Origin of the sequence: Frankia sp. Cppng1_Ct_nod (assembly GCF_920656135.1) — a bacterium.
In the GTDB taxonomy this organism is placed as follows: Bacteria; Actinomycetota; Actinomycetes; order Frankiales; family Frankiaceae; genus Protofrankia; species Protofrankia meridionalis.
Genome location: NZ_CAKKTK010000014.1, coordinates 42,923 through 68,675, shown reverse-complemented (window position 1 = coordinate 68,675; position 25,753 = coordinate 42,923). Strand labels below are relative to the sequence as shown.

The following is a 25,753-nucleotide window of genomic DNA, read 5'->3' as shown; positions in this document are numbered from 1 at the left end:
GGCGATGACGGCCGCGTTCGTACTCGCTCTGGTCGCGACAACCGTGCTTATCCGACGCAGGTCCGCGCCAGGGAAGCGGCCGGCCGCGTGGTGCGCCGCAGCCCGGGACCACGTGCGGCGGGAGGCGACGGCGCTGGTAGCTGTCGTGCGCGACCCGGCCCGTGCCGCCAAGCTGTGGCTGGGATCGTTGGCGGTACCGCTGCTGCACGCCCTGATCCTCGTGGCCGTGCTGCGCGCGCTCGGGGTTCCCACGCTGGCGGGGACCGTGGTCGTCATCTACCTGGTCGCGTCGTCGCTGTCCGTCATCGTGCCCTCACCAGGTGGGCTGGGCGCACTCGACGTGACCCTCGCGACCGGGCTCATCGCGGTCGGCGTCTCCTCCCCGTCCGCGATCGGGGTGGTCCTCGGATACCGGCTGCTCACGGTTTGGGTGCCGCTGATGCCCGGAGCCTGCGTCTTCGCGTTCCTCCTGCGCCGACGGATCATCTGAGGCAACCATCCGACGGTGGTGCCGGCATCCCAGCGGGGGCGCCGCCGGTTCCAGACGGACCGCGCCTCGGGGCCGGTAGCGCGCCCGTTCCGCGGAACGGTCTATTCCGGCCGGGCGCAGGTCCCGCGCCCGGCCGGACCTGGTCAGCCGGGGTCGGCGGCCGTCTCCTGCTGTGTCTGGTCGGCCAGCGACTGTGCGCTGTCAGCAGCACTGCTCATCTGGTTGAGCAGGGACTGGTCGATACCCCCGGTGCCGGTTCCACCCACGCTCGGGCCGGTCTGCGGGCTCCCGGTGACGGTTCCACCCACGCTCGGGCCGGTCTGCGAGCCTCCGGCGGTGGCGGCGGATGGGACGGCTGATGGATCCTGCGCTACGGCCTGTCGGTGTGCTTGCGGGCTACAACCTGACGCGCCCAGCAGGGCCAGGCCCGCGACCAGCGCGAGACCGGCGTGTCGCAGCCGTCGGTGTCGCAGCCGTCGGCGTCGCGACGCGCGGGTACTCATGCGGAACCGAGCGCCTTCGCGCAGTCCTGCTTGTAGGTCGCGAGCAGGGTCTGGCGGTCCTTGAGCAGCGCGAGCCGGTCGTTGCGGACCGCGAGTCGTCCGGTGAGCTGGGTGGCCTCCTGCTGTCGGCCGGCTGAGGTTGCCTTGGTGATCCGGGCCTGCAGGTAGGCGATGGACCCCTTGGTGTTCGGGCCGGCCTGGAGGATGCCCAGCGTCTCGGTCACCCGCTGTGAAGCCAGATCGACCCGCGTGCAGACCGCCTTGACCCGCTCCGTGGGCACGGCGGGTTTCGTGGGCACGGTGTCCGCGCGGGCCGGGGCCGCCACCAGGCAGACCGCTGCCGCGGCGGTCAGCAGGACCCCTACCACTCCTTGCTTCCTCATGTCCACTCCTCGTTCATCTCTACCGTGTCGGTGTTGCCGGCAACCCGCAGGCAACACCGACAACCTCGCGAAGTTGGATGAAAGAAATATTCGGGTCATGTCAAGGATTGGTCAGGATCCACCCGAACCCGGCCGGATCGGCGATATGGGCCGGCCGGCGCAGTCCTACTGCGTACGACCCTTCTCGCCGCCGGTGCCTTGGGGAAGTCCTCCGCCGAGTCCTCCGGGATGCGGGCCGCGGACGTTCATGCCGAGCTGACGGAGAAGTCCACGGTCGTCACGGATGGCATCATGTTCGATGATTGTTCCGTTCGACATGCGGAACCAGTGGATGTGCCGCCAGGTCACCCGCTGGCCCGTGGCCTGCACACCCATGATCACTCCGTGTGCGTCGCCTTCGACCATGAGGTGCGCGGCGACCAGTTCAGCGTCGGCGACGATGCTCTCGACGTGCCAGGTCGCGGCCGGGAAGCAGGCCAGGACGACGGCGAGGGTCTGGGCCAGCCCCGCGCGTCCCGGTGCGCTGCCCGGCTCGATGCGATGGTTGACCATGGTCGGGTCGAAGTCGGCCAGGGCGGCGTCGAGATCGCCGCGTTCCAACGCCCGGAAGTGGTCGAGGACCGCCTGCCGGTTGCGCTCCGCGATGTCCGCGAAGGTCGTATCGCTCATGGTCGACGTTCGTCTCCATCTCGAGGTACCAGGAGTTCTGAAAGGTCTGTCTCCGTGTCTTCGCGCAGCGCGTGCCGGGGCGGGGTCAGCGCGACGTGACCGTCTGCCCGGCGGCGGTGCAGTCGTCGTCCAGGCCGGGGTGGACCCGCATCCGCAGGGCTGTTCTGATCATCAGATTCCGCCGTCGACGTGCAGGGTTGCTCCGGTGATGTAGCGGGCGGCGTCGCTGGCGAGGAAGAGCACCGCGCTGGCGATCTCCTCGGGCTGGGCGACCCGCCCCAGCGCGGTCCGGGCCTCGGCCTGTGCCCGTCTGGCTGGCGGCATCCCGGCCATCTGGTCGGTCTCGGTGGAACCGGGCGCCACTGTGTTGACCCGGATGCCCCGCGGCCCGAGTTCCTTGGACAGCGACCGGGTGAACCCGAGGACGCCGGCCTTGGAGGTCATGTAAGGGGTGCGGTCGGCCACTCCGCGCAGCGAACCGGCCGAACCGATGGTGATGATCGAGGCGTCGTTGGCCAGCAGGTCGTGGGCGGCCCGGTGGATGAGGTACAGGCTGGTCAGGTTGGTGTCGAGTACCTGCCGCCACTGGTCGAGGCCGAGCTGGTGCAGGGGCAGCTGGGTGACGGTGGCGGCGTTGTTGACCAGGATGTCGAGGACGCCGAACCGGTCCCGGACAGCTTCGAGTAGCCGGTGCACGTCGGCTTCCACCGACACGTCGGCGCGCATGAGCTGCGCGTCGGCGTCCAGCTGCTCCAGTTCGCCGGCGAGGGAGGTGACCGCGTCACTGTCGTGCACGTAGCAGGCGATCACGGAGGCGCCCTGCTGCGCGAGCGCCAGGACGACGGCGCGCCCGATCCCGCGGGAGCCCCCCGTGACCAGGGCCGACCTGCCCTTGAGCCCGAAGTCCAGCGGCGCGCGGTCGGAGAATATCGACACTCCTGCTCCCTGACTGTGTGGAGAGAACGCGGATGAGCCAGCGTGACGTCGGTGTCGTCCTATGCCGGCCGGATCGACCGCTGTCCCCAACAGCGCCTGATCTGTCCGGTTGCTGCCCCTACGGCAGCATGCTGTATCGGGTCTTTCGTGTCTCGGGGTTGGTGTGGCAGGAGCATGACGTGGCAGCTTTATGCCAACAGGATCACGTAGACGATTCTGACGGCGGTCCACCGGACCAGAATTCCGGTCCGGTGCCGGCGTCGTCACATCGACTGGTGGTACAGCACGGCGCACGGAGACCGTGGCGGCGACGCGGATCGTCGGTGTGGGGGTTGATCAGGCTGTAGGGATGACGCTTTACGCACTTTCTCCCGGTCTCCGGTAGTGGCGCCGTGTTCCGCGGAACGGGTCCTTCCTGCGTCCTGCGGAACACGGCGCCGTGGCTCTGACGGGGAGGCGGCTACCCGGCCGTGGCAAGGACGAGGGAGGCCGGACCTGCCAGCGGTTGGTGTCCGTCGAACTGCCAGCCGGTGTCTGTCAGCAGTTCGGTGATTTCCTCGACGCTGTAGGAGTGGCCGCCGCCGACGAGCAGGAACTCACCCGCGATGAGCGCCGCAAACGGCGGGTCGGTGTGGGTGGGATCGGTCCAGAGGTCGACCAGCAACAGGCGGGCACCGTCCGGGGCCGCCTCGCGGACCCGGCCCAGCAGGGTGCGGTTACGTTCCGGTGGGAAGAGGTGGATCACGTTCGCCAGTAGTAGCACGTCGTGGTCCTTCGGTATCGGGTCGGCGAAGAGATCACCCTCGACGATGTCCAGCCGTTCCCGGTCGGCCAGCCCCTCGACGTGTGACGCGGCTACGGCGGCGGTCTGGGGAAGTTCGAACAGCGTGGCGGACAGGTGGGGATTACGGGCCAGTGCCGCGCGCGAGAATGAGCCGGTACCGCCACCGAGGTCGAGCAGGCGCTGGTGCGGGGCGAAGGAGTAGCGGACGGGTAGCGCTACGGCGGTGTCTCCGGTGCTGACCTCCATTCCGAGCGAGAGGACCGCCTGGTCCGCCGCGGAAAGGGGCTCCGTCTGGGGATCGCCCGTGCGCACCGCTGCCTCAAGCCGTTGCCAGGTGGGATAGCTGATCTGGTCCCACGATTGCAGGATGGGGCGTCGGTCGGCCGGCGTGACACCGGCCAGGAACGTCTGTGCGGCCGGGGAGTTGCTGTACTCGTCGCCGTCCCGGTTGACCAGGCCGACGCTCACCATCGCGTCGGCGACGATCCGCGCGGACCGGGCCGGTACACCGACCGCCGCGCCCAGCTGCGCCGCCGTGCGCGATCCGTGTGCCAGCGCCTCGAACAGGCCGATCCGGGACGCGACGAACAGAAATTTGGCCGCCATGTAACCGGCGGAGATCCGCAGGATGGACTCGGGTGTCACCTGTGCGGGTTTTTCGTTGTGCCCGTTCATTGTAATTCCTTTCTCTGAATGCTGTTCAGAGTTTGGGCTTCGATCGGTATGGCCGTAGACGGGCGTCGGCTCGACTCCGCCGATCAAAGTGTTTTGAATAATTCTTCCTGAATGGTGGTCCACTTATCCGGGATGTAGTGCGTGTGTGATTTCCGGACTACCCTGACCGTTCACTGCCACCGGCTCCAGCCGGTGGGCGAGTGCTGGGAAGAGTCGCAGCGCGTTGTCGCGGCCGATCCTGCGGAGCGTGTTCGGGTCGAGAGCGGGATCGTTGCGCAGTGCTTCGGATGCGGCGGCGATTCCCGGAGCGGGGATCGCGTTGTAGTCGGAGCCGTACAGGATGCGGGCGGCGTCCTTGCCGGTGGCGGCCAGCAGCGTCGGGGTCGAGTACGGCGACATCGGCCCGGCCGTGTCGTAGTAGAAGCGCCGCAGGGCGGCTGTCATGGTCGCCGTGTCGATGCCGTAGCCCAGGGCCTGACCCATGCTGAGCCGGGCGGCCTGATAGGGCAGGAATCCTCCACCGTGCGGCAATATGATCTTCAGGTGCGGGTAGCGGCCCAGCGTTCCCGATGTGATCAGTTGGATGGCCGCTCGGGTTGTGTCGAGCATGAAGTCGGCGAGGAACGACGGGAACGGCGTCACACCGCAGGACGGAAGGTTGAACGGGTGGGTGAGGACGACCGCCTCCCGACGGTCGAGTTCGGCGAACACCGCGTCGAGGCTGTTGTCCCCGAGATATGTCTCGCCCGCGTGGCTGCTCACGATGACGCCGTCGGCGTTGAGGGTGTCGAAGGCGTAGGCGATCTCGACGAGCGAGGCGTCTGTGAACGGCAGGGGAAGGTAGGCGAGGAAGCCGAACCGGGTCGGGTGTTCCCGGACGATCTCTGCCAGCGACTCGTTGGCGGTTCGGGCGAGCCGGGTGGCCCACGCCTCGTCACCGTCGAGGGACTCGCTCGGGATCGCGGCCGAGGCCAGAGCCGCCTCGATTCCGTTCGCATCCATCGTGTCCAGGGCGGCGGACAGTTCCCAGGTCGCGAACGGTGGTCCGCCTACCGGGGGCAGCAGGCCCCGCTCGACGCACAGTGTCTTCAACGTCGGTGGCAGGGCATGGTGATGGACGTCGATGAACCTGCCGCCGGGCGGCTGACCGTGATGGTCTGTCGCGCTCAAACCGGGAGTCCTCCACCGTGCGCAGGGTTGGTGGCGTCAGGGTGACAGCGCCCGCCCCCTCACGGGGGGTAACAGGGGTACGTGGGTACTTGTTGCCACAGTCCATTCCGATCTCCGTGTGTGTGGTAAGCGCGTGAGGAGGTGAGCTGGACGCGGTCGTCCTGTCGGTGTGGTGCGCCGCCGGCCGGGACTCCGCCAGCGGTTAAATTGATCTTGCTGGCCTTGGTGTCCTGCGGCATGCCCCGACCGTCAGGTAGCTCACCACCGACAGTGACCGTAGGTCGACCTTGACCAGCTTCCCGGAGAACTCACACGTCGCGACGAAGAACGAGGGAGCCCGGACCGTCGGGATCTACGTGATACTCAGGACGCGGATGCTCTACCCGTGCCGATACAGCAGATCGCGCGCCCGTCGTCATACAAAAAGTTCTGATCGGCTCAGTGGTCGGGCAGTGGGATGGCGGCGCCGGTATCAGCATCAACATTGCCGGTCCAGACGCCACCAGGGGCATTGCTCGTCCTGGTCCAACCGGGATAGAGGTAACCGTTGGCCCCGTAGTAGGCGAAGATTCTCCTGGAAAAATGATTGTTGGTCACCCTGATGTTGAAGGACGCCGCATAGCCATAACTGGAATAGATGGTGAAGGTTCCGCCGGCCAGCAGGTTGTTATTAATAGTCACATCATGGGTGGCGCCGTTTTCGGTACCGAATTGAATGGCGCCGGCCATATCGTGCGTGGGTTCAAAAAAGATGGTGTTATGTTCGAAGGCGATGTTACCGGTTCCACCCAGTGTCTGGATGCCGTCGACATGTTCACCGGCGGCAGGCTGGATAAAGCCATGGATGTAACTGTCCTGGATACGATTGTCGCCGTCCGGATGAACACCGTCGAGGAAGCCGTGAAGGTGGTCGCGCAGGAGGGTCCAGTGCCGGCCGCGAACAGCGGCATCGGGGGGCGAGGGCGGCGCAAACTCGGAATCCTGGATGGTGACGCTGGCCTGAGGGTAGCTATCGTCCACGCTTACCTGGTTGGTGCCGGCGTTGATGAAGCGGCAGTTCTTTATCAGGACGTTCTTTGCCTGGATGATCAGCATGTCGTTGTAGCCGCTGCCCGTGTTGCGATCGATGAGTCGGCCGTCTATGACGGTATTGTCCTTGGTAATGACCATGGGGCCGGTGTAGGGGACGAGCCGGGTGCCGGCGGGAACCCCGGTGGTACTGGCGTCCGGGAACGCGGTGACCACGGTGACCACGGTGGGCCGCGGACTCGGCGCGGCCGTCACGCTGGCGGAGGTCGATGGCGTGGGTGTCGTCACCGCACCGGAGGTCGGCGCGGTGGGCTGCGGACCCGGCGTGGGTGTCACCTCGGTGGAGGTCGATGGCGCGGGTGTCGTCCCCGTCCGGGCCACTGGTGCCGACGTGTACCAGACAAGCCCGCCGGCAGCGGCTACCATCACTCCGGCAAGTAGAGGTACGAACCGCCTCTTTGCGCGACGGTGAAAACCCACCGTGGATTCTCCTCCTTGCGCTGACGCGCCGTCGGGATCGCGACCTCGACCCTCCGGTCGATGACAGTAGCGCCAACCCTCAACGACCACCGAATATGACTTCTACCTTCCTCCGGTAGATGTCGAACTGTTGACCTGGCGGTGGTTTGTTGTGATCGGAGGTTCGTAATCCATGGTGGTAGGCGGCCGGAGGGTTGTCGCTCTGCCGGGTGGCTGACGGCTGGCGTGTTCGCGTGGCCCGCATCTGTTCGGACAAGCACACTTGTTGACCGGTAGCGTCGACTGGCTGCTTCACTCGTGGCGTCGACCGACGTCCGGGCGGTGTCGTCGTTTTGGAGGGGCCGTGCCCGTGGTGGTTGGCCGCAGCGCGCCGGTGAGCGACCTGATCAAGCGGCTGCTGGTGGGCCGGCCGATGCGCAGCAGCCGGCTGCACGAGACCGAGCTGCCGAAGTGGCTGGCGCTGCCCGTCTTCTGCAGCGACCCGCTGTCGTCGGTCGCGTACGCCACCGAGGCGATCCTGGTGGCGTTGTCCGTGGGCGGGCTGACTTTCTACCACACCACGGTTTACATCGCTGCGGCCGTCGCCGTGCTGCTGGTCGTGGTGGTCCTGTCCTACCGGCAGACGGTCCACGCTTACCCGAACGGGGGCGGCGCCTACGTCGTGGCTTCGGAGAACCTCGGCCGGACGGCCGGGTTGGCAGCGGCGAGCGCGCTGCTGGTCGACTATGTGCTGACGGTGTCGGTGTCGGTCGCCGCCGGCGTCAACAACATCACGTCGGCGGCGCCCGGCATCGCTTCGCATGCCCTGCCGATCTCCCTCGGTTTCGTCGCCCTCCTCATGATCATGAATCTGCGTGGGGTGCGCGAGTCCGGACAGGTGTTCGCGATCCCGACCTACGGGTTCGTCTTCGGCATCTACGTCATGTTCGCCTGGGCCGCCTACAAGGGCTTCGCCGGGCAGCCGCTGCGGGCGGAGACCGCCGGCTACGGCATCAGGGCGACGAGCAGCACGACCGGTGTCCTCGCGGTGCTGCTGATCCTGCGCGCCTTCGCCAACGGCTGCACCGCGCTGACCGGAGTCGAGGCGATCAGCAACGGGGTGCCGGCGTTCCGCCGTCCCAAGAGCCGCAACGCCGCGCGAACGCTCGAGGGGATGGCGTTCCTCGCGGTCACCATGTTCGTCGGTATCACCGTGCTCGCGCTGGTCAGCCACGTCCACATGGCGGAGAGCACCTCCCAGTACGTCGGCCTGCCGCCCGGTACCGCCGTGCCCACAGCGATCTCCCAGGTCGACGCGGCGGTGTTCGGCAAGACCTTCTTCTACTACTGGAACACGGTGTTCACCGCGGGCATCCTGATCCTCGCCGCGAACACCGCGTTCAACGGGTTCCCCGCGCTGGCCTCGATCCTGGCCCGCGACCGGTTCCTGCCCCGCCAGCTGTACAACCGCGGCGACAAACTGGTGTTCAGTAACGGGATCGTCCTGCTGTCCGTGGCCGCCGCGCTCCTGCTGGTCGTGTTCGACGCGAACACGAACTCACTGATCCACCTTTACATCATCGGGGTGTTCGTCTCCTTCACCCTCAGCCAGGCCGGGATGGTGCGGCACTGGCAGAAGGAACTGGCCGGGTCAGCCGCCGAGGCGGGAACGGACCCGTCGGCGCGCCGGCGGGTCCGAAACTCCCAGATCATCAACGCGATCGGTGCGAGTGTCACTGGGCTTGTGCTGGTCATCGTCCTGTTCACCAAGTTCCTCGAGGGCGCCTGGATCGTGGTCGTGGCGATGCCGCTGCTGTTCGGGCTGATGCGGGGCATCCGGCGGCACTACGACCGGATCGCCGACGAGCTCGCCGTATCTGACACCGTCAAACTGACCCGGCCCAGCCGCAACCACGTGGTGGTGCTCGTCTCCCGGCTACACCTGCCCACCGTGCGTGCGCTCGCCTACGCCCGGGCGCTGAACCCGGACACCCTGGAGGCGGTGACGGTGGCGGTCAGCCCGGAGGAGGCGCAGGCGCTGCGGGACGAGTGGGACAGCCACGGTGTGGAGGTACCGCTACGGGTGCTCGACTCGCCCTTCCGCGAAGTCACCCGGCCGGTGCTCGACTACGTCCGCTCGGTCCACCGGTCCAGTCCCCGTGACATCGTCACCGTCGTCATCCCGGAATATGTCGTGAGCCGCTGGTGGCAGCAGGTCCTACACAACCAGAGCGCGCTGCGTATCAAGGCCCGTCTGCTGTTCCAGCCCGGAGTCGCGGTCACCAGCGTCCCCTGGCCGATCGACACACCACCAGTGGCTGCCACTGAGCCGGAGTCCTGATCGGAGCGGGCGGGGCTGCTTTCGGCCGGAGGAGGGGACCAGGGCGAGGTCGCCGATCGAGGATATCCCGTCCGGTGGCACCGGACACGTCGTGAACATGTACGGCGACAACTACACTGTGAACTGCCCCTCGACCGGTGGTGGGAGCGTTGATTTCGTGCCCCTCACCGGCACGGGCGGCTCACCGTCCAACAACGCCAACGGGTAGGCCTGAGCCAGGTTGTGGTCCCCACTCCTCGTTCGTCGTGTCGGTGGGGACCACAACCTGGCTGGCGATCTGGTCATTCATCCGCCGGATGAAGCCGAGCCCTACGGGCCGAGCCATTCGCGTAGGACGTCGTCGGTGTCAGCCCCCAGGTCGGGCGGCGGTGTCAGCCCCGTACCGGCCCGCTCGTCGGCGTGGTGCCAGCGGATGGGCAGCAGGACGTTCGGCCAGGTCCCCTCGGCTCCTTCCAGCATGCCGCGGGCGCTGAAGTGCTCGAGCCGGATGACGTCGGGCAGTTGCAGGACCGGGCTGCCCGGGACGTCCCACTCGGTGAAGCGACGCTGCCACTCCTCGGCGGTGGCCTGGGCAAAGACGCCCTCGAGCTCGCGCCGCAACGTCTCGTTTCCGAACCCGAACTCGATCTCGCCGCCACCATGGTGAAACACGAGGTCCGGTCGTCCCACCTCGGCGCAGAAGCGCTCGAAGAACTTCGGCTCGAGTGCGCCGAAGAGCACCGGGCGGCCGTCACCTGCCCGGTAGATGTCGTAGAGCGGTCCCATCGGCCGCTCGTGCGCGTTGCAGGGCTCTCCGGTCCGCCACTGCGTGGCGATCTCCGCACGGTGGCTTTCGACCAGTGCGTCCCAGCAGGAGACGTCGATCCACGCGCCTTCTCCGGTCATCTTCGCCGCGAGCACCGCGGACACGATGGCCAACGAGGCATGCAGTGATCCGAGCTCGTTCCCCCAGCTGGTGTGCGTCGGAGCGAGCCGCTGCTGGCCGTCGCGCCACTGGACCGACAGGCCGTCGGCGAGAGCGTCCATGTTGAGGCCGTGGGAGGGCAGGGCAGCGAGCGGGCCGGTCTGGCCGAAACCGGTAAGGGAGCAGACCACCAACTCGGGCCGCTGGGCACGCAGCTCACCGAGGTCGAGCCCGAGGCGTGCCCAGGTGCCGGCGAGCTGGTTTTCGACCACGACGTCGGCGACCTCCGCGAGGCGTCGGAACGTGTCCTGGTCGTCGGCGTCACGTAGATCGAGCTCGATCGAGCGGCGTCCCCAGAGGTGGGAGCGGAACTGCTGGCTCTCGCCCTCGGTGAAGGGAGGGATCATCCGTACGCGGTCCCCGCGGCCGCGTTGCTCGATTTTCACGACCTCGGCGCCGAGCGCGGCGAGCCGGTGGCCTACCAGCGCCGAGGGAATAAGGATGCCGAGGTCGAGTACGCGCACCCCGGCAAGTGGGCTGTACGGCACGGGTTTCTCCTCACGGCAGGGATGGTCGTCGGGCCCGGAAAAGACCGCGAACCCCAGCTCGATTCCCGACTGATGGGTGCGGATATGGCACTGTCGTGAAGTGGGTGGCGTTCACCTCGTTTTCCAGTGCGCCTTCTCGCCGAATCCTGTATAGGATAGGTGCTTTGGGGCATCGATACCAGTCCCCGGAGGGACTGGTATCGATGCCGGTTTCTCGGCCGCTCTGGACTCCCGATGCGGGCGAGGGCAGGCCCGGCTCGACCTGCTGTACCGACAGGCTGACCACGGCCGGCCGACTGCCCCGTTGACAGGAACGAAACCGATACAGGATTGTCTTCCTGACATGTGAGGCCTCGGCCGTAAAAGGATTGCCTCCGGCCTGCTCGACCGGTAGGCGTGTTCCGGGGAGTGACGAATGCTGCCTGCACCGCTTGACGGGTACTTCGTCGTCGATCTGTCAACGGGGATCGCCGGCGCGTACTGCACGAAGATCCTTGCCGACGCCGGGGCCGAGGTAACGAAAATCGAGGCGCCTGAAGGGGACCCGTTGCGTCGGTGGTCAGCAAGTGGGACCGCTGTCGCCGATGACGACGACGGTGCGCTGTTCAGTTATCTCGGCTGTTCCAAGCGGAGTGTGGTCGCCGACCCCGAGTCGGCCGGCGACATCGACAACGTGCGCGGGCTCATCGCCGGCGCTGACGCGATCGTGTGGTCCTCGGGGTCGCGGCTCACCGGACATGCCGCGCTGTCGCCATCCGCCGTCGCCGACCTCGCGCCGCACGCCACGGTCTGCGCCATCACACCGTTCGGCCTGGACGGCCCGTGGGCCGACCGCCCGGCCACCGAGGCCACCATGCAGGCGATGGCCGGTGGCCCGATGACACGGGGGGAGCCCGGCAGGCCGCCCGTCATCATGGGCGGTCGCATCGGCGACTGGGCTGCCGGCATGACCGCCGCGGTCGGACTGCTGATCTCCCGGTGGCGCTCGCTGCGGACCGCTGCGGGAGAGGTGGTGGACGTCTCCGAGTACGAGGCGCTGGTGTCAACCATGGCTATGTACCCGGTCACCTACGACTCCGTTGCCGGCCGGCCGATGCGGGTGAACAGGGTCATGAACCTGCCCGCGATCCACGCCACGAAGGACGGTTTCGTCGGTTTCATGGTGGTCACCGGCCAGCAGTGGCTCGACTTCTGCGTCATGCTGGAGCAGCCGGGGTGGCTCGACGACCCCTCGCTGCTGCGCTTCGACACACGCAACAGCCGCCGAGCCGAACTGGTCGCCGCGGTGGACGACTGGATGGCGGAGCACACCAGCCAGGAGGTGATCGAACTCGCGAACGCGCTGCGGATCCCGGTCGCCGAGATCGGCGACGGGGCCACCGTCCCGTATTTCGAGCAGCTCGCCGCGCGCCACTGGTACGTGCGCAACCCACGCCACGGTTTCCTCCAGCCAGACGTCCCGTACACCTTCCACGGGAGTACGGCCCGGCGCGCGCCCGAGCCGGCGCCCCGACTCGGAGAACACACCGCCGCCCATCATGAGCGGACAATTCGGATAAACCGTCCCCGTCCCGCTCGCGGCCCCGTGACAGGCGACGAGCTGCCCCTGGCCGGCCTGCGGGTCGTCGACTTCACCGCGAACTGGGCTGGTCCTGTGGCCAGCCACATCCTGGCGATGTTTGGCGCGGACGTGATCCATGTCGAGTCCGTCGCACGCCCGGACGCGATGCGGTTCAACACGATCAGGTCGCTCCGGGACGACCAGTGGTGGGAGTGGTCGCCACTCTTCCACGGCCCGAACACCAACAAGCGCGGCCTCACCCTCGACATGTCCAGTGAACGGGGTCGCGACCTCGCCCGCGGGCTCATCGTCCACTGTGACATCCTGATCGAGAATTTCAGCCCCCGGGTCGTGGAGGCCTGGGGGCTCGGCTACGACGAGATCAGAAAAGTCCAGCCCGACATCATCATGGTCCGGGCCCCGGCCTTCGGGACAAGTGGACCGTGGCGAGACCGCACCGGCTACGCGCAGACCATGGAGATGGCCTCCGGCCTCGCCTGGATGACCGGGTGGGGGGACGCACCGCCGGAGATCCCCAACGGGCCGATGGACCCTATCGCAGGCAACCACGCGGTGGTGGCGACGCTGCTCGCCCTCGAACACCGCCGCCGGACGGGCAAGGGCATGTTCGTCGAGGTCCCGATGATCGGTGGTGCACTCAACGTCGCAGCTGAACAGGTGATCGAGTACTCGGCCACCGGCGCGCTTCTGACCCGGTCGGGCAACCGCTCGCCCTCGGCCGCGCCGCAGGGCGCCTACCGTACCGCCGACGTGCTCCCGACGACCGGGGAGCGTGACCGGTGGGTGTTCATCTCGGTCGAGAGGGACGAGCAGTGGGCAGCGCTGCGCAGGGTGCTGGGCGACCCCGACTGGGCGCGTGACCGCGCGCTCACGACGTGCGCCGGCCGCCAGCAGGCCCAGGACCGGATCGACGCGGAGCTCGCCGTGTGGTGCGAGACGCGATCCTCCGACGAGGTCGTCGAGACCCTCGTCGCATCCGGCGTTCCAGCTGCCGGGGTGCTGCTGCAGCACGAGCCGGGCAAGGTTCAGCAACTGCACGCCAGAGGATTCTGGGAAACCGTGACGCATCCGATCACAGGGACGAACGTCTTCTCCGGCTACCCCGCGCGGCTGGCGAACGGTCCGGCCCGCCTGAACCGGCGCCACGCACCGACACTCGGACAGCACAACCGCGAGATCCTCACTGGTCTGCTCGGCCTCTCCGACAGCGCGGTCGATGCCCTGGAGGGTGATGGCGTTATCGGGACGCGCCCGGGTAACGGTGGTAACGCATGGTGAGGAGGAGCCGCCGCCGGCCTGGATAATAAGGAAAAAAATGTGACTTGTTTAACTTTACCGGTTGGTCTAGCCTTACTCTCCAGCAGCGGGTCGACGGGGGACGGACACCTCCGGCGTTTCTTCCCAGCGGACTCCTCGACGCGTTCACTGATCTGGAGAACCCGATGTCGACACCGAACAACGACGAAATCATCCCGTTTACCGTCACCGTCTCCGACGACGTGATCGAGGATCTGCGCGATCGGCTGTCCCGCACCCGCTGGCCCGATCAGCTGCCCGAAACGGGGTGGGACTACGGCACCGACCGGGGGTACTTACATCAGCTGTGCGAATACTGGCGCACAAAGTTCGATTTCCGGGCCTTCGAAAAGCGGCTCAACACCTACCCACAGTTCCTCACGACGATCGATGCGCTACGGGTGCACTTCTACCATGTGCGCTCGCCCGAGCCCGACGCGATGCCACTCATCCTCACGCACGGCTGGCCGGGCTCGTGCGTCGAGTACCTCTCGGCGATCGGACCACTGAGCGATCCGGTCGCCCACGGCGGCGACGCCGCCGACGCCTTCCACGTAGTGGTTCCGTCCTTACCGGGGTTTGCGTTCTCCGGGCACACCACCGTTCGCGGCGTTCACGGGCGGGCCATCGCACCGGCATTCGCCGCGCTCATGGCACGGCTGGGCTACAGCCGTTACCTGGTACAGGGCGGCGATATCGGAGCGCAGATCTCGGCGCTACTCGGCGAGATCGATCCCGAGCATGTCGCCGCGGTTCACCTCAACCTGCTCCCGCTCGGCCCACCTCCCAATCCCATGAACCCGTTCGAGGGCCTTTCGGGTGAGGATCTTGAGGTTGCTCAGAAGACGTTCGGCTTTCTCGAACACGACACGGGGTATTGGCGCATCCAGGCGACACGGCCTCAGACCGTCTCCTACGGGCTCAACGACTCTCCGGCCGGCCTTGCCGGGTGGATCGTCGAGAAGTTCCGGGCGTGGACCGACTGCGGCGGCGACATCGAGAGCGCATTCACCAAGGACGAGCTGCTTACCAACATCACCCTCTACTGGATCACGCAGACCATCAACTCGTCGGCCCGGTACTACTACGAGAACACCGGTCCGGGACGGATGGTGGACCCACCGAAGGTAGAAGTGCCGACCGGCTACGCGATGTTCCCCGGGGAGCACTACAAGATGCCCCTGGCCTGGGCCAAGGACAACTTCAATCTAGTACACAGCGTGAATATGGCCAAGGGCGGCCACTTCGCCGCGATGCAGGTGCCCGAATTGTTTGTCGAAGAGGTACGCGGATTTTTCCGGGGATACCGGACTCGGCCCTGACCGAAGACTCACCCACGCGCTGGTCGAAACAGTGCGGCTCCAACATCTCAGGATATCTCCTCGTGGGATTGGGCTGATTTGGGATGAAAGCGGTGTATGGCCTCGCCATCCGAAGAGGAAACGGGGAAAGAACGATGAAACGATCACGTCGTTGGCCCATATTAGGTTTGCTGACGGCCTGTGCGCTTGTTGCGTCCGCCTGCGGTAGCAGCGGTAGCGGCGCGAACTCCGGTGGGTCGTCGGCAGCCACATCCGGCGGCGAGATCGTCGTCGGCAGCATCGCCAGTTGCAGCGGTGCGCAGGCAGGGTCCGAGGGCGGAGTCTGCAAGGCGATTCAGGCGTGGGCATCCTCGGTCAACGACAGTGGGGGGATCAACGGCCATCGGGTCCGGTTGATCGTCAAGGACGACGGCGGTAACCCGACCACGTCGCTGGACCTGGTCAAGCAGCTCGTCGAGCAGGACCATGTCATCGCGATCGTCAACGACGAGAGCAACGTCGACGCGACCTGGGCCAGCTACATCCAGAGCAAGGGGATACCGGTCGTCGGCGGCCTGATGGCGAACGCGCCGTTCCTCACCAACCCCGACTTCTTCCCGAGCGGCACATCGCAGATCGCCTTCGTCTACGGGGCGCTGGCCTCGGCCAAGGCCGCGGGGAAGACCAACTATGGCTTCATGTACTGCGCTGAGGCTCCACAGTGCGCTCAGGCCGTGCCGTTGATCCAGGCGCTGGGCGCCGTGGCCGGCATCAGGATCGGGTATACCGCGAAGGTCGCCGGCGCAGCCCCTGACTACACCGCGCCGTGTCTGGCCGCGAAGGCCGCGGGGGTGGACGCCTTGCAGGTCGGCTCCAGCGCGACCATCGTGCTGAGGGTCCTGGATTCGTGCGCCCAACAGGGTTTCAAGCCGCTGACCAGCGGTGTGGACGGCACCGTCACCACCGCCTGGCTGAACGACCCGAACGTCGACGGAGCAGTGGCGGTCGAGGTCGACGCGCCGTTCTTCGACCAGTCGATTCCGGCAACGAAGGCGTTCCACGACGCGATGAAGAAGTACGCCCCCGACGTCTACAACGGCCCGCTGTTCGGAGCGAACGTCTCCTACGCATGGGTTTCCGGAAAACTTTTCGAGGCTGCGGCGAAGAAGGCCGATATCGGGCCGAACTCCACCCCCGCGCAGGTCAAGCAGGGGCTGTACCAGCTCAAGGACGAGACCCTGGACGGGCTCGCTCCGCCCCTGACCTTCATCGAAGGCAAGCCGACCTTCGTCAACTGCTACTTCACAGTGGGCATTCAGAACGGGAAGTTCACCACACCCGACGGTCTCAGGACCCAGTGCGCGCCGATGGACAAGCTCGAACCGGTCCTGAAAGGACTGGGCGGCTGACAGTCGGTGATCAAGGTGCGGCCGCGGGATGTTCTTCCCGTGGCCGCACCTGCCGACCGGCACAGGTTCCGGCTCGGCCGGCGGACCCCCGCACCCGCTGTCCAGACAATCCCGAAGGTGTCCGCCAGTCTGTAGGAGCACCCGCCCATGCTGCCCTTCATCATCGCCGGGTTGACCACCGGCGCCGTCTACGGACTCGCCGGTGTCGGGCTGGTCCTGACCTATAAGACATCGGGGTTGTTCAACTTCGCCCACGGCGCGCTGGCAACCGTTGCGGCCTACGTCTTCTACACCTTGAACGTGCAACACGGGGTGGCCTGGCCGGTGGCCGCGCTGATCGCGGTGTTCGTGTCGGGCCCGGTGACGGGGCTGCTGTTCGAGCGGTTGGCCAGGGCGATCGACGGTGCCAGCCTGGCGCTGCGGGTGGCGAGCACCATCGGGATCCTGCTCATCGTCCAGACCGCCGCAGTGCTGATCTACGGAACCGCGCAGGACCGGCGGGTGCCGCAGTTCCTGCCGACCGATATCGTGCGGATCGGCGGCACCAACGTCACCTACGCCCAGATCATCACCTTCGCGATCGCGCTGGCGGCGACCGTGGCGCTGTACGTGTTCTTCCGCCTGTCCCGCCTCGGCGTCGCGATGCGCGCGGTGGTGGAGAGCCCCACCCTGCTCGGGCTGGCCGGGACCAACCCGACCCGCGCGCGGCGCTGGGCCTGGTGCATCGGCGTCACCTTCGCCGCCGCGTGCGGCGTGCTGCTGTCTCCGCTGGTCTCCCTGACGGGGACGACGCTGACCCTGCTCGTCGTCCAGGCGTTCGGCGCCGCCGCGATCGGCGCGTTCACCAGCCTGCCGCTGACGTTCGTCGGCGGTCTCGTCATCGGCGTGGTCGGCTCGATCGCGACGAAGTACTTCACCACGGGCGTGCTGTCGGGCGTACCCGCGAGCCTGCCGTTCATCATCCTGTTCGTCATCCTGCTCGTCTTCCCCAAACGCTGGCTCGCCGAGCGTTCCCGAGTGGTCCCCCGAACCCGCGCCAGCTGGACGACGCCCTGGCAGGTGCAGGTCACCGGCGGCGTGGCGCTGCTCACCGTGCTTGCGCTGGCACCGTCATTCGCGGACATCCACCTCACCGATTGGACGATCTTCCTGTCGTTGGTGATGCTCTTCCTGTCGCTGGGCCTGCTGGTGCGCACCTCCGGCCAGGTGTCGCTCGCCCACGTGAGCTTCGCGGCGATCGGTGTCGCGGGCTTCTCCCATCTCGCGGTCGACCACCACTGGCCGTGGGCGCCGGCCCTGCTCGTCGCCGGCCTCATCGCCGTCCCGATCGGCGCGATCCTGGCCATCCCGGCGATCCGGCTGACCGGGCTCTACCTGGCGCTTGCGACGCTGGGGTTCGCCATCCTGGTCGCTCAGATGTTCTACACCGCCGACTTCATGTTCGGGTCACTCGGCCTCGGCCTGACCATGCCCCGTCCGCACCTGCCCGGATTGACGCTCGACAGTGACAAGGGCTTCTACTACCTCACCCTCGCCCTTGTAACGATCACCGCACTTGGCGTCGTGGCCCTCGACCGAGGCAGGTTGGGACGGCTGCTGCGCGCCATGGCCGACTCTCCCACCGCGCTTGCCACCAGCGGAAACTCCATCAATGTCACCCGGGTGCTGGTGTTCTGCCTGTCCGCGTTCCTCGCCGCCGTCGCCGGTGCACTCGGCGGGATGGCACAGACCACCGTCACCGGCGACAACTACCAGCCGCTGACATCGCTGGTCTACCTCACCCTGATCATCATCACCGTGGGCGGTGAACCCTGGTACGCCATCCTCGCCGCCGGCGGCCTCGCCCTGGTGCCCTCCTACGTCACCAACAGCGACACCACGAACTGGCTGCAGATCCTGTTCGGTGTTGGTGCCGTCCTCTACGCGGTGACGCCCGACTCCGCCCGCGGGACACCGCTGGCCCTGGCGAACGCGCTTGACCGGATCTTCCGCCGCCGGCCCGCGCCATCACCTGCGCCACCTGCTCCGGCCGCTGCTGTCGGGTCGGCGGCAGCCGCGGCAACGGTAGCTACCGGCAGGGACACCCATGAGTCCAAGCCGCAACAGCGGCCGGCGGAGCGGATCTCCGCCAAGGTTGCCGCGTGCACCCTGGAGGTCCTGGGGCTGCGCGTCCAGTTCGGTGGCCTCGTCGCCGTGGATGGTGTGGGCCTCGCTGCGTCCACCGGCCGGATCACCGGTCTGATCGGGCCGAACGGTGCGGGCAAGACCACGACTTTCAACGCGTGCTCCGGCCTCAACCGCCCCACCGCCGGACGGGTGCTGCTCGACGGGCGCGACATCAGCCACCGCGGCCCGGCCTCGCGGGCACGGCTCGGGCTTGGCCGCACCTTCCAGCAGATGGAGCTGTTCGACTCGCTGTCCGTCCGGCACAATGTCGATCTGGGTGCCGAGGGCGGACTGGCCGGACTGAACGCGCTGACCCACCTCGCCGCGACCCCCGGCGAAACAAGCCGCATCCGCGGCGCCACCGCCGATGCGCTGGCACTGTGCGACCTGACCGACCTTGCTGACACCCCGGTCAGCTCGCTGTCGACCGGGCAACGTCGTCTTGTCGAGCTCGCCCGCTGCCTCGCCGGTCCGTTCCGCGTTCTGTTGCTCGACGAGCCTTCGTCCGGCCTCGACCACGACGAGACCAGACGCTTCGGGGACATCCTGCTGCGGATCGTCGCCGACCGGGGCGTCGGCATCCTGCTCGTGGAACATGACATGGCCCTCGTACGCCAGATCTGCGACTACATCTACGTCCTCGACTTCGGGAAGTCCATCTTCGAAGGCGCACCCGCCGCCGTCCTTGCGGCACCCGTCGTCAGGGCCGCATACCTCGGGGACGACCTCGGCCGAGCTGCGCCCGGTGAAAACCCGGCGGTGCTCGGTGCCGCTGCCGGCCCGGTCCCCGTGGCTGACCCGGCCAGCAAGGGCTCAGCCATCTCGCCCATCAGGAGCGACGCATGAGTGGAACCGCGAAGGCGCATGCGGGTGCCGTGCTCGAGCTGTGTGGTGTCACCGCCGGTTACGGCCGTACGACGGTCCTTCGGGACGTCACGCTGGCGGTCGCACCCGGTTCGGTCACCGCACTGCTTGGGCCGAACGGTGCCGGCAAGACCACCCTTCTGCACACCGCGGCCGGAGTGATCCGGCCCCGCGCCGGCCGGGTGGTCATAGCCGGCCGCGACATGACCAGGAGCAGCTCGCACCAACGTGCCCATGCGGGGCTGTGCCTCGTCCCGGAAGGCCGGGGCATATTCCGCACCCTCACCGTCCGGGAGAACCTCCGGCTACAGGTGCCGCCGTGGGCGAAGGAAAGGAGTGTGGAGCAGGCCCTCGAGGTCTTCCCGATCCTGCGGAAACGACTCGGGCAACCCGCCGGACGGATGTCCGGCGGGCAGCAGCAGATGCTGGCGCTCGCCCGCGCCTTCCTTTCGGGCGCCACGATCGTCCTGCTCGACGAAGTGTCCATGGGGCTCGCCCCGATCGTCGTCGAGCAGATCTTCGCCTCACTCGACCGACTCCGCGCCGAAGGTGTTGCTCTTCTGCTGGTCGAGCAGTACGTCACCCTCGCCCTCGGTATGGCCGACCAGGTCCACCTGCTCGGCCAGGGACGCGTGGTCTTCTCCGGAATGGCAGGAGAACTGGACGAGGACGCAGTCGTACACGGCTACCTCGGAGCGGACATCTCGTCTCCGGACGCCGGCCACGCGGACGCCGACCACGCGGACGCCGACCGCACCGCTGCTGGCAGTGCCGACGCTGCCGCCACAGATGATGCAGACGCAGACGCTGCGAATGTATGAGAGGGGTCTCGGCATTATCCCTGCTGCCCGATTCGCGGCAACGGCCGCTGAGGAGGTTAAATAATGGAAAAGTTCACCGCCCGGCATTCGTTGCCGATGGCGTTGGAAGAGGTCACGCCGGAGTGGCTGACGGATGCCCTGTCCGAGTATGCGCCGGGAACGCGGGTCATATCGGTGGATGCGAGCGAGCCCATCCATGGGACCTCCACGAACGCGCAGCTCACCTTGGAGTATGCCCCGCATCGGTCGGGGGTCCTCCCGCTTCCCGCCACGATGTGGCTGAAGGCGGGGTTCGAGGAGCACTCTGCGCAGACCGCGATGTACGGGACGTACGAGTCGGAGGCGTTGTTCTATCAGCGCCTCGCATCGATACTCCCGTTCAGGACGCCGACGTGTTATTACGCCGGGACCGATCCGGACAGTCGCCAGGGTATCGTCCTGCTGGAGGACCTGGCCGCGAGGCAGGTGACGTTTGGGAAGGCGACCGAGCCGGTCGATGCGGATACGGCGGCGCTCGTACTCGACGGACTCGCCCGCCTCCATGCAGCCACCTGGGGTGGTGCACCGTACGGTGAGTTACCGTTCGTTCGGAAAGGAATTTCGTACGAGGAGGACGGCGCGCACTACTTCAAGGCGCAGACGCCCGAGGTCGTCGCCGAGTGGATCGGACGACGGAGCGGAGTTGTGCCGGTCCCGGCAGCCGTCAACAACCCGGAACGCATTGTCAGAGCGTTTTGGCGCCTGGCCGAGCTGTCGAGCTTGCCACCGCTGTGTCTCATCCATTCCGACGCGCACATCGACAACATCTACTTCGATACCGGGGTTCCGGGTTTCCTTGACTTCCAGGCGTTGTACGTGTCGAGCTGGGCATGGGATGCCAGCTACTTCATGGTGAAATCCATGACGGTGGAGGAACGGCGCCGTTCCGAGGTCGATCTCCTCAAGTACTATCTTGATCGGTTGTCGAGGCATGGCGTGAGTTCTCCTCCGTCGTTCGACGCGGCATGGCTGGCGTATCGGCAGTACAACGCATATGCATTGCTCACTTCGATCGTCAACCCGGATTCCTTCAAACCCGCGGAGATCAATATTGCGTGGACGTCGCGTGCCGTGAACGCGGCGGATGACCTGGACACTTTGGGTGCACTCGGAGTGTGACCGGGCAGCGCGAGGAAACCTGAATGCATATTCATTCGGACATGAATGGACTCCGCCGGGGACCGGCTCGCGGCAGCGGCGCCCCCCGACCGCCGGCATCGCCGTTGAACCGCATGGTTGGCCCTGCCGCCCGGCACACCGAGCCATGATCTTCAAGAAAACAGGAGGACCGCATGCCCGTCCAGGAAGCGCCTTTGGACCTTCTCCCCGAGCCCGGCCTGCTCATCGGCGAGAAGGTGCTCCGGTCCACGTCCGGCGGGGTGCACCTACATGTCTACGCGCCGACCGGTAAACCGACGGTTGAGGTCCCGTTGGCAGGTCCGAAGGAGATCGACCTGGCCGTCGAGACCGCACGAAAAGCGTTGGTCGGCTGGCGGGCGATGCCAGCGGGCGTGCGGCGCGACGTTCTGCTGCGGCTGGCGCAGCTGCTCCGTGACCACCACGAGGAGCTGGGCCGGCTGGCTATCGCAGATAATGGCGCCCCCGCCTATGTACACATGCATGCGCCGTTCGCGGCGGCGGAACTGTTCGCCTACAACGCCGGCTGGGTCGACAAGATCGGCGGAGACGTCGTGAACACCCATCCGGTGCCGTCGTTCGACTACACACTCGACGAACCGTACGGCGTTGTCGGAGTGGTCATCCCGTGGAACGGGCCGATACATGCCATCGGGATGACGTGCGCACCGGCACTCGCCGCGGGTAACTGTGTCATCGTGAAACCGCCGGAACTCACTCCGTTCGCGGCACTGCGCATGGGTCGACTCGCCCTGGACGCCGGCCTGCCACCGGGCGTCCTACAGATCGTCCCGGGTGGACCGGCCGCCGGGAAGGCCCTGGTCACCCATCCCGGAGTGGACAAGGTCCACTTCACGGGCAGTGACGCCATCGGGAAGAAGGTCCTCGCGGGGGCGCTGCACACGCTCAAGCCGGTCGGGCTCGAGCTCGGCGGCAAGTCGGCGAACATCATCTTCTCTGACGCCGATCTGGTGCAGGCGGCGAGCCAGTCCCTCGCGGCGATCATCAATCTGTCCGGCCAGGGCTGCATCAACGGCACTCGAGTGCTCGTTCAGGCATCGGTCTACGACCAGGTCATCGAAATCATCCGGGCAGCGGTCGAGCACATCCCGCTCGGTGATCCGGTGACCGCGTTGGCTCCACCGGCGATGGGCCCGGTCATCAACGAGGCCGCCTGCAACCGGATCATGGGGGTCATCGAACGGACGAAGGACCTCGGCGAGGGGCGGTTGCTGACCGGCGGCGAGCGTGGCACCGGCGACTTCGCCCACGGGTACTACATTCAGCCGACCGTCTTCGTCGACGTGGACAACTCCAGCCGGCTGGCCCAGGAGGAGATTTTCGGCCCGGTCCTCGCCGTCATCAGGTTCACCGATGAGGAGGAGGCCGTCCGGCTCGCCAACGACACCCGGTTCGGGCTGGCTGCCTACGTACAGACCAAAGACCTGCGCCGGGTGCACCGGGTGTCCGCCGCTCTGGATGCCGGCAACGTATGGGTCAACGGGTTCGTCGGCATCCATGAGGCGGTGCCGTTCGGTGGTGTCAAGCAGAGCGGTACCGGCCGGCTCGGTGGCATTGCCGGCATCCGGGAGTTCACCCGGCCGAAGAACGTCTGGATCGCGCTGTAAGGGTCGGTTTCTCAGAAGCGGACACGCCGTTTCATGGGGATCGTTCTCCTAGGATTCCGGTCATGACGTCAGTGGCGGAGACGACCAGGGTGTTGCTGGGCGAGGCGTGGTCGGCGCTCGGCGGTGAGGCGGATCTGCTGGATCTGGTGACGGTGACGGGGGACGGGGCGGGTCTGCTGCCGTCGAGGTTGGCGGTACTGCCGGCCATGGTCGCCGCGGTCTCGGCGTCCACGCTGGCCGCGTCGGTGCTCGACTCCGCCCGGTGTGGGGGCCGCCCGGCACTGGTCCGGGTTGATGTGGAGCATGTCGCGGTGGCCGCGCGCAGCGAGCGGTATGCGCGGGCGGAGGGGGTACCGGAGCCGGACCTGTTCGCCCCGCTGTCGCGGTTGTGGCGTACGGCTGACGGTTGGCTTCGCCTGCATGCCAACTACGCCTGGCATCGCAGTCGCGCGCTGGGAGTGCTCGCCTGCGGGGATCGCCCCGAGGCTGTCGCGGAGGCCGTCGAGGGCTGGCGTGGGGAGGAGCTTGAGGATGCTCTGGCCGCGGCGGGCGCGATCGGGTATGCCGTCCGCAGCCCGCGGGAGTGGCGGGCGCACCCGCAGGGCCGGGCGGTCGCGGGGTTGCCGCTGCTCGACAGCGTGGCGATGCCGGGGTCGGGCCGCAGGGCCGGTGCGGGCAGCGGTGCCGAAGGCCTGCGGGTCCTGGACCTGACCCGGGTGATTGCCGGCCCGGTTGCGACCCGGACGTTGGCGGCGTGGGGGGCGCAGGTGCTCCGGCTGGACAGCCCGCGGCTGCCGGAGATCCCGGCACAGGCGCTGGACACGCTGTCGGGCAAGCGCAGCGCGCAGCTCGACTTCTCCCAGCCACCGGGCAGAGAACGGTTGGAGGAGCTGCTTGCCACCGCGGACGTGCTGGTGGCGGGCTATCGGCCGGGGGCGTTCGCCCGCTACGGCCTGGGTCCCGATGCGCTGGCCGAGCGGCATCCGCATCTGTCGGTGGTGACGCTGTCGGCGTGGGGTGTGACTGGGCCGTGGGCTGCGCGGCGCGGTTTCGACTCGGTGGTCCAGTGCCCCACCGGCATCGCGAGCGTTGAAGGCGACGGTGGCACGGGAACGCCTGGTGTGTTGCCGGCACAGGTACTCGATCATGCTACCGGCTATCTGGCGGCCGCGGCGGCGTTGCTGGCGCGGGTGGCTGTGGAGCGTGGTGAGCCGCCCCGGTCGGTACGGCTGTCACTCGCGCAGACCGCGCACTGGCTGACGACGGCGGGGACCGGTGAACGCCGGGCGCCGCGTGAGATCCGCCCGGAGGCTTATCTGGTGACCCTGCCCGGCGCCGCGCGGCCGGTGCGCGTGGTCGGTCCCCCGGGACGGGCCGGTGACCTGGCGCCCGAGTGGGTGTTCACCACCGACCTCGGCACCGACCCACCTGCGTTCACCGGTGCAGGCGACGCGGGCTGAGGGTGGGCTTTGTCCGGAGGACATTCGGCACGCTGAGGCGCCATCAGTAGCGTCCTCAACGCGTCGGATCGGGCCGGACCGGGGTATGTCCGGATGATGATTGTCGTGTGTCAGGTGAAGGCTTCGTGACCCCTGCTGGAGGGGTCACGAAGCCTTCACGCATGCGAGATGTTCACATCGGGTCAGGTCGGGTGATCCCCGGCTGGGATGCCCGTGAGGAGCGCGCGGACCTCCGCCTCCTGGTAGCGGCGGTGGCCGCCGAGGGTGCGGATCGAGGTCAGTTTCCCGGCCTTGGCCCAGCGGGTCACCGTCTTCGGGTCGACCCGGAACATGGTGGCCACCTCGGCAGGGGTCAGCAGAGGAGCGGCTTGTAGTGCTCGTGTCGTTGTCACACAGCCTCCCGTCACAGAGTGTTGATAACCAATATACAGATGGTTCTTCCTTCGGGGGCAATTCGGGCATGGCACGTCAGGGTCATGTGCTGACTAGTCATGGCACGTCCACGTGGGCGGCAACACGGTCGGTGGCGGGCCGCGCGCCGGGGTGCGCCAGTGTGTCACGACGATCAGATGCCCGCTGGATGCGTACGCGGGCAGGGCGGCAGACTGGCTCATGCGTACCCGCACCCGCAGCGGTATTTGCCGAAGGGACCGTGTCGGACAGCAGCAAGCACCAGGAGCTGGTGTCTTTCATCTGGTCGGTGGCGGACCTGCTCCGCGGTGACTACAAGCAGTCCGAGTACGGCAAGGTCGTCCTGCCGTTCACCGTGCTGCGCCGGCTCGACTGCGTCCTCGCGCCTACCAGGGACGCGGTGCTGGAGGAGAAGCGGACAAGATCGTCGCCGCCGTGCGGGAGGCGGAGCTGCTCGGCGTGATCTTGCAGTCGGACCTGACCGCCGTCGTGTGGGCTCCGGCAGGGCACGGCCCCGGCTCTCCCGGCCGCACCCGCCCGCGGACTGGCCGCGGACTGGCCGCGGACCCGGCGGATCCCCGTAACGACATCGTGCCGGAGTCGGGCACGGTTGAGCCGCTGGCACGGTTGAACACCCGTCTCAACGATCTGCGCAACGGGCAGCGCGACTTCTCGATTGCCAACATCGAGTCCGTCAGCCCCGCAGATTGATCCGGCCGCAGGCGAAGGCGCGGCACCTTTCGGCTTT

Annotated in this window: 22 protein-coding genes; 13 read left to right on the top strand and 9 right to left on the bottom strand. The window is 67.4% G+C overall.

Translation table 11 applies throughout. The features are described from left to right. The coding region (locus NBW77_RS06770; RefSeq protein ID WP_250279445.1) for a lysylphosphatidylglycerol synthase transmembrane domain-containing protein at nt 1-490 on the top strand (490 nt) is incomplete at its 5' end. A gap of 143 nt (nt 491-633) precedes the next feature. Here the strand turns inward: NBW77_RS06770 and NBW77_RS06765 are convergent. The 7 genes from NBW77_RS06765 to NBW77_RS06735 all read right to left on the bottom strand — a co-directional run bounded on the left by NBW77_RS06765 (nt 634) and on the right by NBW77_RS06735 (nt 6,864). After that, complete coding sequence (locus tag NBW77_RS06765) at nt 634-993, bottom strand: hypothetical protein (protein ID WP_131744820.1); 360 nt, start codon at nt 991-993, stop codon at nt 634-636. Then, nucleotides 990-1,376, bottom strand: a complete 387-nt coding sequence (locus tag NBW77_RS06760) for a hypothetical protein (protein ID WP_131744821.1) — start codon at nt 1,374-1,376, stop codon at nt 990-992. The genes NBW77_RS06765 and NBW77_RS06760 overlap by 4 nt, the downstream gene beginning before the upstream one ends. A gap of 165 nt (nt 1,377-1,541) precedes the next feature. Further along, nucleotides 1,542-2,045: an ester cyclase gene (locus NBW77_RS06755; protein ID WP_131744822.1), complete on the bottom strand. Its 504-nt coding sequence runs from the start codon at nt 2,043-2,045 to the stop codon at nt 1,542-1,544. 171 nt (nt 2,046-2,216) lie between these two features. Then, nucleotides 2,217-2,981 (bottom strand): SDR family NAD(P)-dependent oxidoreductase, encoded by a 765-nt coding sequence (locus tag NBW77_RS06750; protein ID WP_207386767.1) that lies wholly within the window; start codon nt 2,979-2,981, stop codon nt 2,217-2,219. 460 nt (nt 2,982-3,441) lie between these two features. Then, nucleotides 3,442-4,440, bottom strand: coding sequence for a methyltransferase (locus NBW77_RS06745; RefSeq protein WP_131744823.1), 999 nt, complete (start codon nt 4,438-4,440; stop codon nt 3,442-3,444). 123 nt (nt 4,441-4,563) lie between these two features. After that, complete coding sequence (locus NBW77_RS06740) at nt 4,564-5,610, bottom strand: amidohydrolase family protein (protein WP_131744824.1); 1,047 nt, start codon at nt 5,608-5,610, stop codon at nt 4,564-4,566. Between the two features lie 438 nt (nt 5,611-6,048). Next, complete coding sequence (locus tag NBW77_RS06735) at nt 6,049-6,864, bottom strand: right-handed parallel beta-helix repeat-containing protein (protein ID WP_250279444.1); 816 nt, start codon at nt 6,862-6,864, stop codon at nt 6,049-6,051. On the opposite strand from NBW77_RS06735, the gene NBW77_RS06730 reads away from it, so the two are divergent. Further along, entirely contained in the window at nt 6,857-7,111 is a 255-nt protein-coding gene (locus NBW77_RS06730; RefSeq protein WP_131744826.1) for a hypothetical protein, read from the top strand. The genes NBW77_RS06735 and NBW77_RS06730 overlap by 8 nt on opposite strands. Nucleotides 7,112-7,462: 351 nt before the next feature. Next, nucleotides 7,463-9,439, top strand: coding sequence for an APC family permease (locus tag NBW77_RS06725; RefSeq protein ID WP_250279443.1), 1,977 nt, complete (start codon nt 7,463-7,465; stop codon nt 9,437-9,439). 309 nt (nt 9,440-9,748) lie between these two features. Here the strand turns inward: NBW77_RS06725 and NBW77_RS06720 are convergent, their stop codons facing one another. Further along, nucleotides 9,749-10,891 (bottom strand): CaiB/BaiF CoA transferase family protein, encoded by a 1,143-nt coding sequence (locus tag NBW77_RS06720; protein ID WP_165485760.1) that lies wholly within the window; start codon nt 10,889-10,891, stop codon nt 9,749-9,751. 415 nt (nt 10,892-11,306) lie between these two features. Here NBW77_RS06720 and NBW77_RS06715 point away from each other — a divergent pair, with 415 nt between their 5' ends. From NBW77_RS06715 to NBW77_RS06680, 8 genes are all read left to right on the top strand, one after another. Further along, nucleotides 11,307-13,751 carry a CaiB/BaiF CoA transferase family protein gene (locus NBW77_RS06715; protein WP_131744829.1) on the top strand — a complete coding sequence of 815 codons (2,445 nt, stop codon included), beginning with the start codon at nt 11,307-11,309 and terminating at the stop codon, nt 13,749-13,751. 164 nt (nt 13,752-13,915) lie between these two features. Continuing rightward, nucleotides 13,916-15,091: an epoxide hydrolase family protein gene (locus tag NBW77_RS06710; RefSeq protein WP_131744830.1), complete on the top strand. Its 1,176-nt coding sequence runs from the start codon at nt 13,916-13,918 to the stop codon at nt 15,089-15,091. Between the two features lie 167 nt (nt 15,092-15,258). After that, nucleotides 15,259-16,479 carry an ABC transporter substrate-binding protein gene (locus tag NBW77_RS06705; protein WP_165485761.1) on the top strand — a complete coding sequence of 407 codons (1,221 nt, stop codon included), beginning with the start codon at nt 15,259-15,261 and terminating at the stop codon, nt 16,477-16,479. A gap of 147 nt (nt 16,480-16,626) precedes the next feature. Continuing rightward, complete coding sequence (locus NBW77_RS06700) at nt 16,627-19,491, top strand: branched-chain amino acid ABC transporter permease/ATP-binding protein (RefSeq protein WP_131744832.1); 2,865 nt, start codon at nt 16,627-16,629, stop codon at nt 19,489-19,491. Further along, nucleotides 19,488-20,330, top strand: coding sequence for an ABC transporter ATP-binding protein (locus tag NBW77_RS06695; RefSeq protein WP_250279442.1), 843 nt, complete (start codon nt 19,488-19,490; stop codon nt 20,328-20,330). Before NBW77_RS06700 ends, NBW77_RS06695 begins: the two co-directional genes overlap by 4 nt. Nucleotides 20,331-20,393: 63 nt before the next feature. After that, nucleotides 20,394-21,488, top strand: a complete 1,095-nt coding sequence (locus NBW77_RS06690) for a phosphotransferase (protein WP_131744834.1) — start codon at nt 20,394-20,396, stop codon at nt 21,486-21,488. A 173-nt stretch (nt 21,489-21,661) separates the two neighbouring features. Further along, nucleotides 21,662-23,134 (top strand): aldehyde dehydrogenase family protein, encoded by a 1,473-nt coding sequence (locus NBW77_RS06685; RefSeq protein WP_131744835.1) that lies wholly within the window; start codon nt 21,662-21,664, stop codon nt 23,132-23,134. Nucleotides 23,135-23,196: 62 nt separating this feature from the next. Continuing rightward, the gene (locus NBW77_RS06680) at nt 23,197-24,594 is read left to right on the top strand and encodes a CoA transferase (RefSeq protein WP_131744836.1); all 1,398 of its coding nucleotides are present in this window, start codon (nt 23,197-23,199) and stop codon (nt 24,592-24,594) included. Between the two features lie 182 nt (nt 24,595-24,776). Here the strand turns inward: NBW77_RS06680 and NBW77_RS06675 are convergent, their stop codons facing one another. Next, nucleotides 24,777-24,986, bottom strand: a complete 210-nt coding sequence (locus NBW77_RS06675) for a BldC family transcriptional regulator (RefSeq protein ID WP_131744837.1) — start codon at nt 24,984-24,986, stop codon at nt 24,777-24,779. Between the two features lie 260 nt (nt 24,987-25,246). Here NBW77_RS06675 and NBW77_RS06670 point away from each other — a divergent pair, with 260 nt between their 5' ends. Both NBW77_RS06670 and NBW77_RS06665 read left to right on the top strand, forming a co-directional pair. Further along, entirely contained in the window at nt 25,247-25,468 is a 222-nt protein-coding gene (locus tag NBW77_RS06670; RefSeq protein ID WP_207386768.1) for a type I restriction-modification system subunit M N-terminal domain-containing protein, read from the top strand. Then, nucleotides 25,465-25,716, top strand: coding sequence for a hypothetical protein (locus NBW77_RS06665; protein WP_131744838.1), 252 nt, complete (start codon nt 25,465-25,467; stop codon nt 25,714-25,716). Before NBW77_RS06670 ends, NBW77_RS06665 begins: the two co-directional genes overlap by 4 nt. Nucleotides 25,717-25,753: the final 37 nt, after the last annotated feature.

What these genes read in the sequence shown, in the direction of transcription:
- NBW77_RS06765 (WP_131744820.1), bottom strand. Translation starts at nt 993, where the DNA reads ATGAGTACCCGCGCGTCGCGACGCCGACGGCTGCGACACCGACGGCTG.
- NBW77_RS06760 (WP_131744821.1), bottom strand. Translation starts at nt 1,376, where the DNA reads ATGAGGAAGCAAGGAGTGGTAGGGGTCCTGCTGACCGCCGCGGCAGCG.
- NBW77_RS06755 (WP_131744822.1), bottom strand. Translation starts at nt 2,045, where the DNA reads ATGAGCGATACGACCTTCGCGGACATCGCGGAGCGCAACCGGCAGGCG.
- NBW77_RS06745 (WP_131744823.1), bottom strand. Translation starts at nt 4,440, where the DNA reads ATGAACGGGCACAACGAAAAACCCGCACAGGTGACACCCGAGTCCATC.
- NBW77_RS06715 (WP_131744829.1), top strand. Translation starts at nt 11,307, where the DNA reads ATGCTGCCTGCACCGCTTGACGGGTACTTCGTCGTCGATCTGTCAACG.
- NBW77_RS06710 (WP_131744830.1), top strand. Translation starts at nt 13,916, where the DNA reads ATGTCGACACCGAACAACGACGAAATCATCCCGTTTACCGTCACCGTC.
- NBW77_RS06700 (WP_131744832.1), top strand. Translation starts at nt 16,627, where the DNA reads ATGCTGCCCTTCATCATCGCCGGGTTGACCACCGGCGCCGTCTACGGA.
- NBW77_RS06695 (WP_250279442.1), top strand. Translation starts at nt 19,488, where the DNA reads ATGAGTGGAACCGCGAAGGCGCATGCGGGTGCCGTGCTCGAGCTGTGT.
- NBW77_RS06690 (WP_131744834.1), top strand. Translation starts at nt 20,394, where the DNA reads ATGGAAAAGTTCACCGCCCGGCATTCGTTGCCGATGGCGTTGGAAGAG.
- NBW77_RS06685 (WP_131744835.1), top strand. Translation starts at nt 21,662, where the DNA reads ATGCCCGTCCAGGAAGCGCCTTTGGACCTTCTCCCCGAGCCCGGCCTG.
- NBW77_RS06680 (WP_131744836.1), top strand. Translation starts at nt 23,197, where the DNA reads ATGACGTCAGTGGCGGAGACGACCAGGGTGTTGCTGGGCGAGGCGTGG.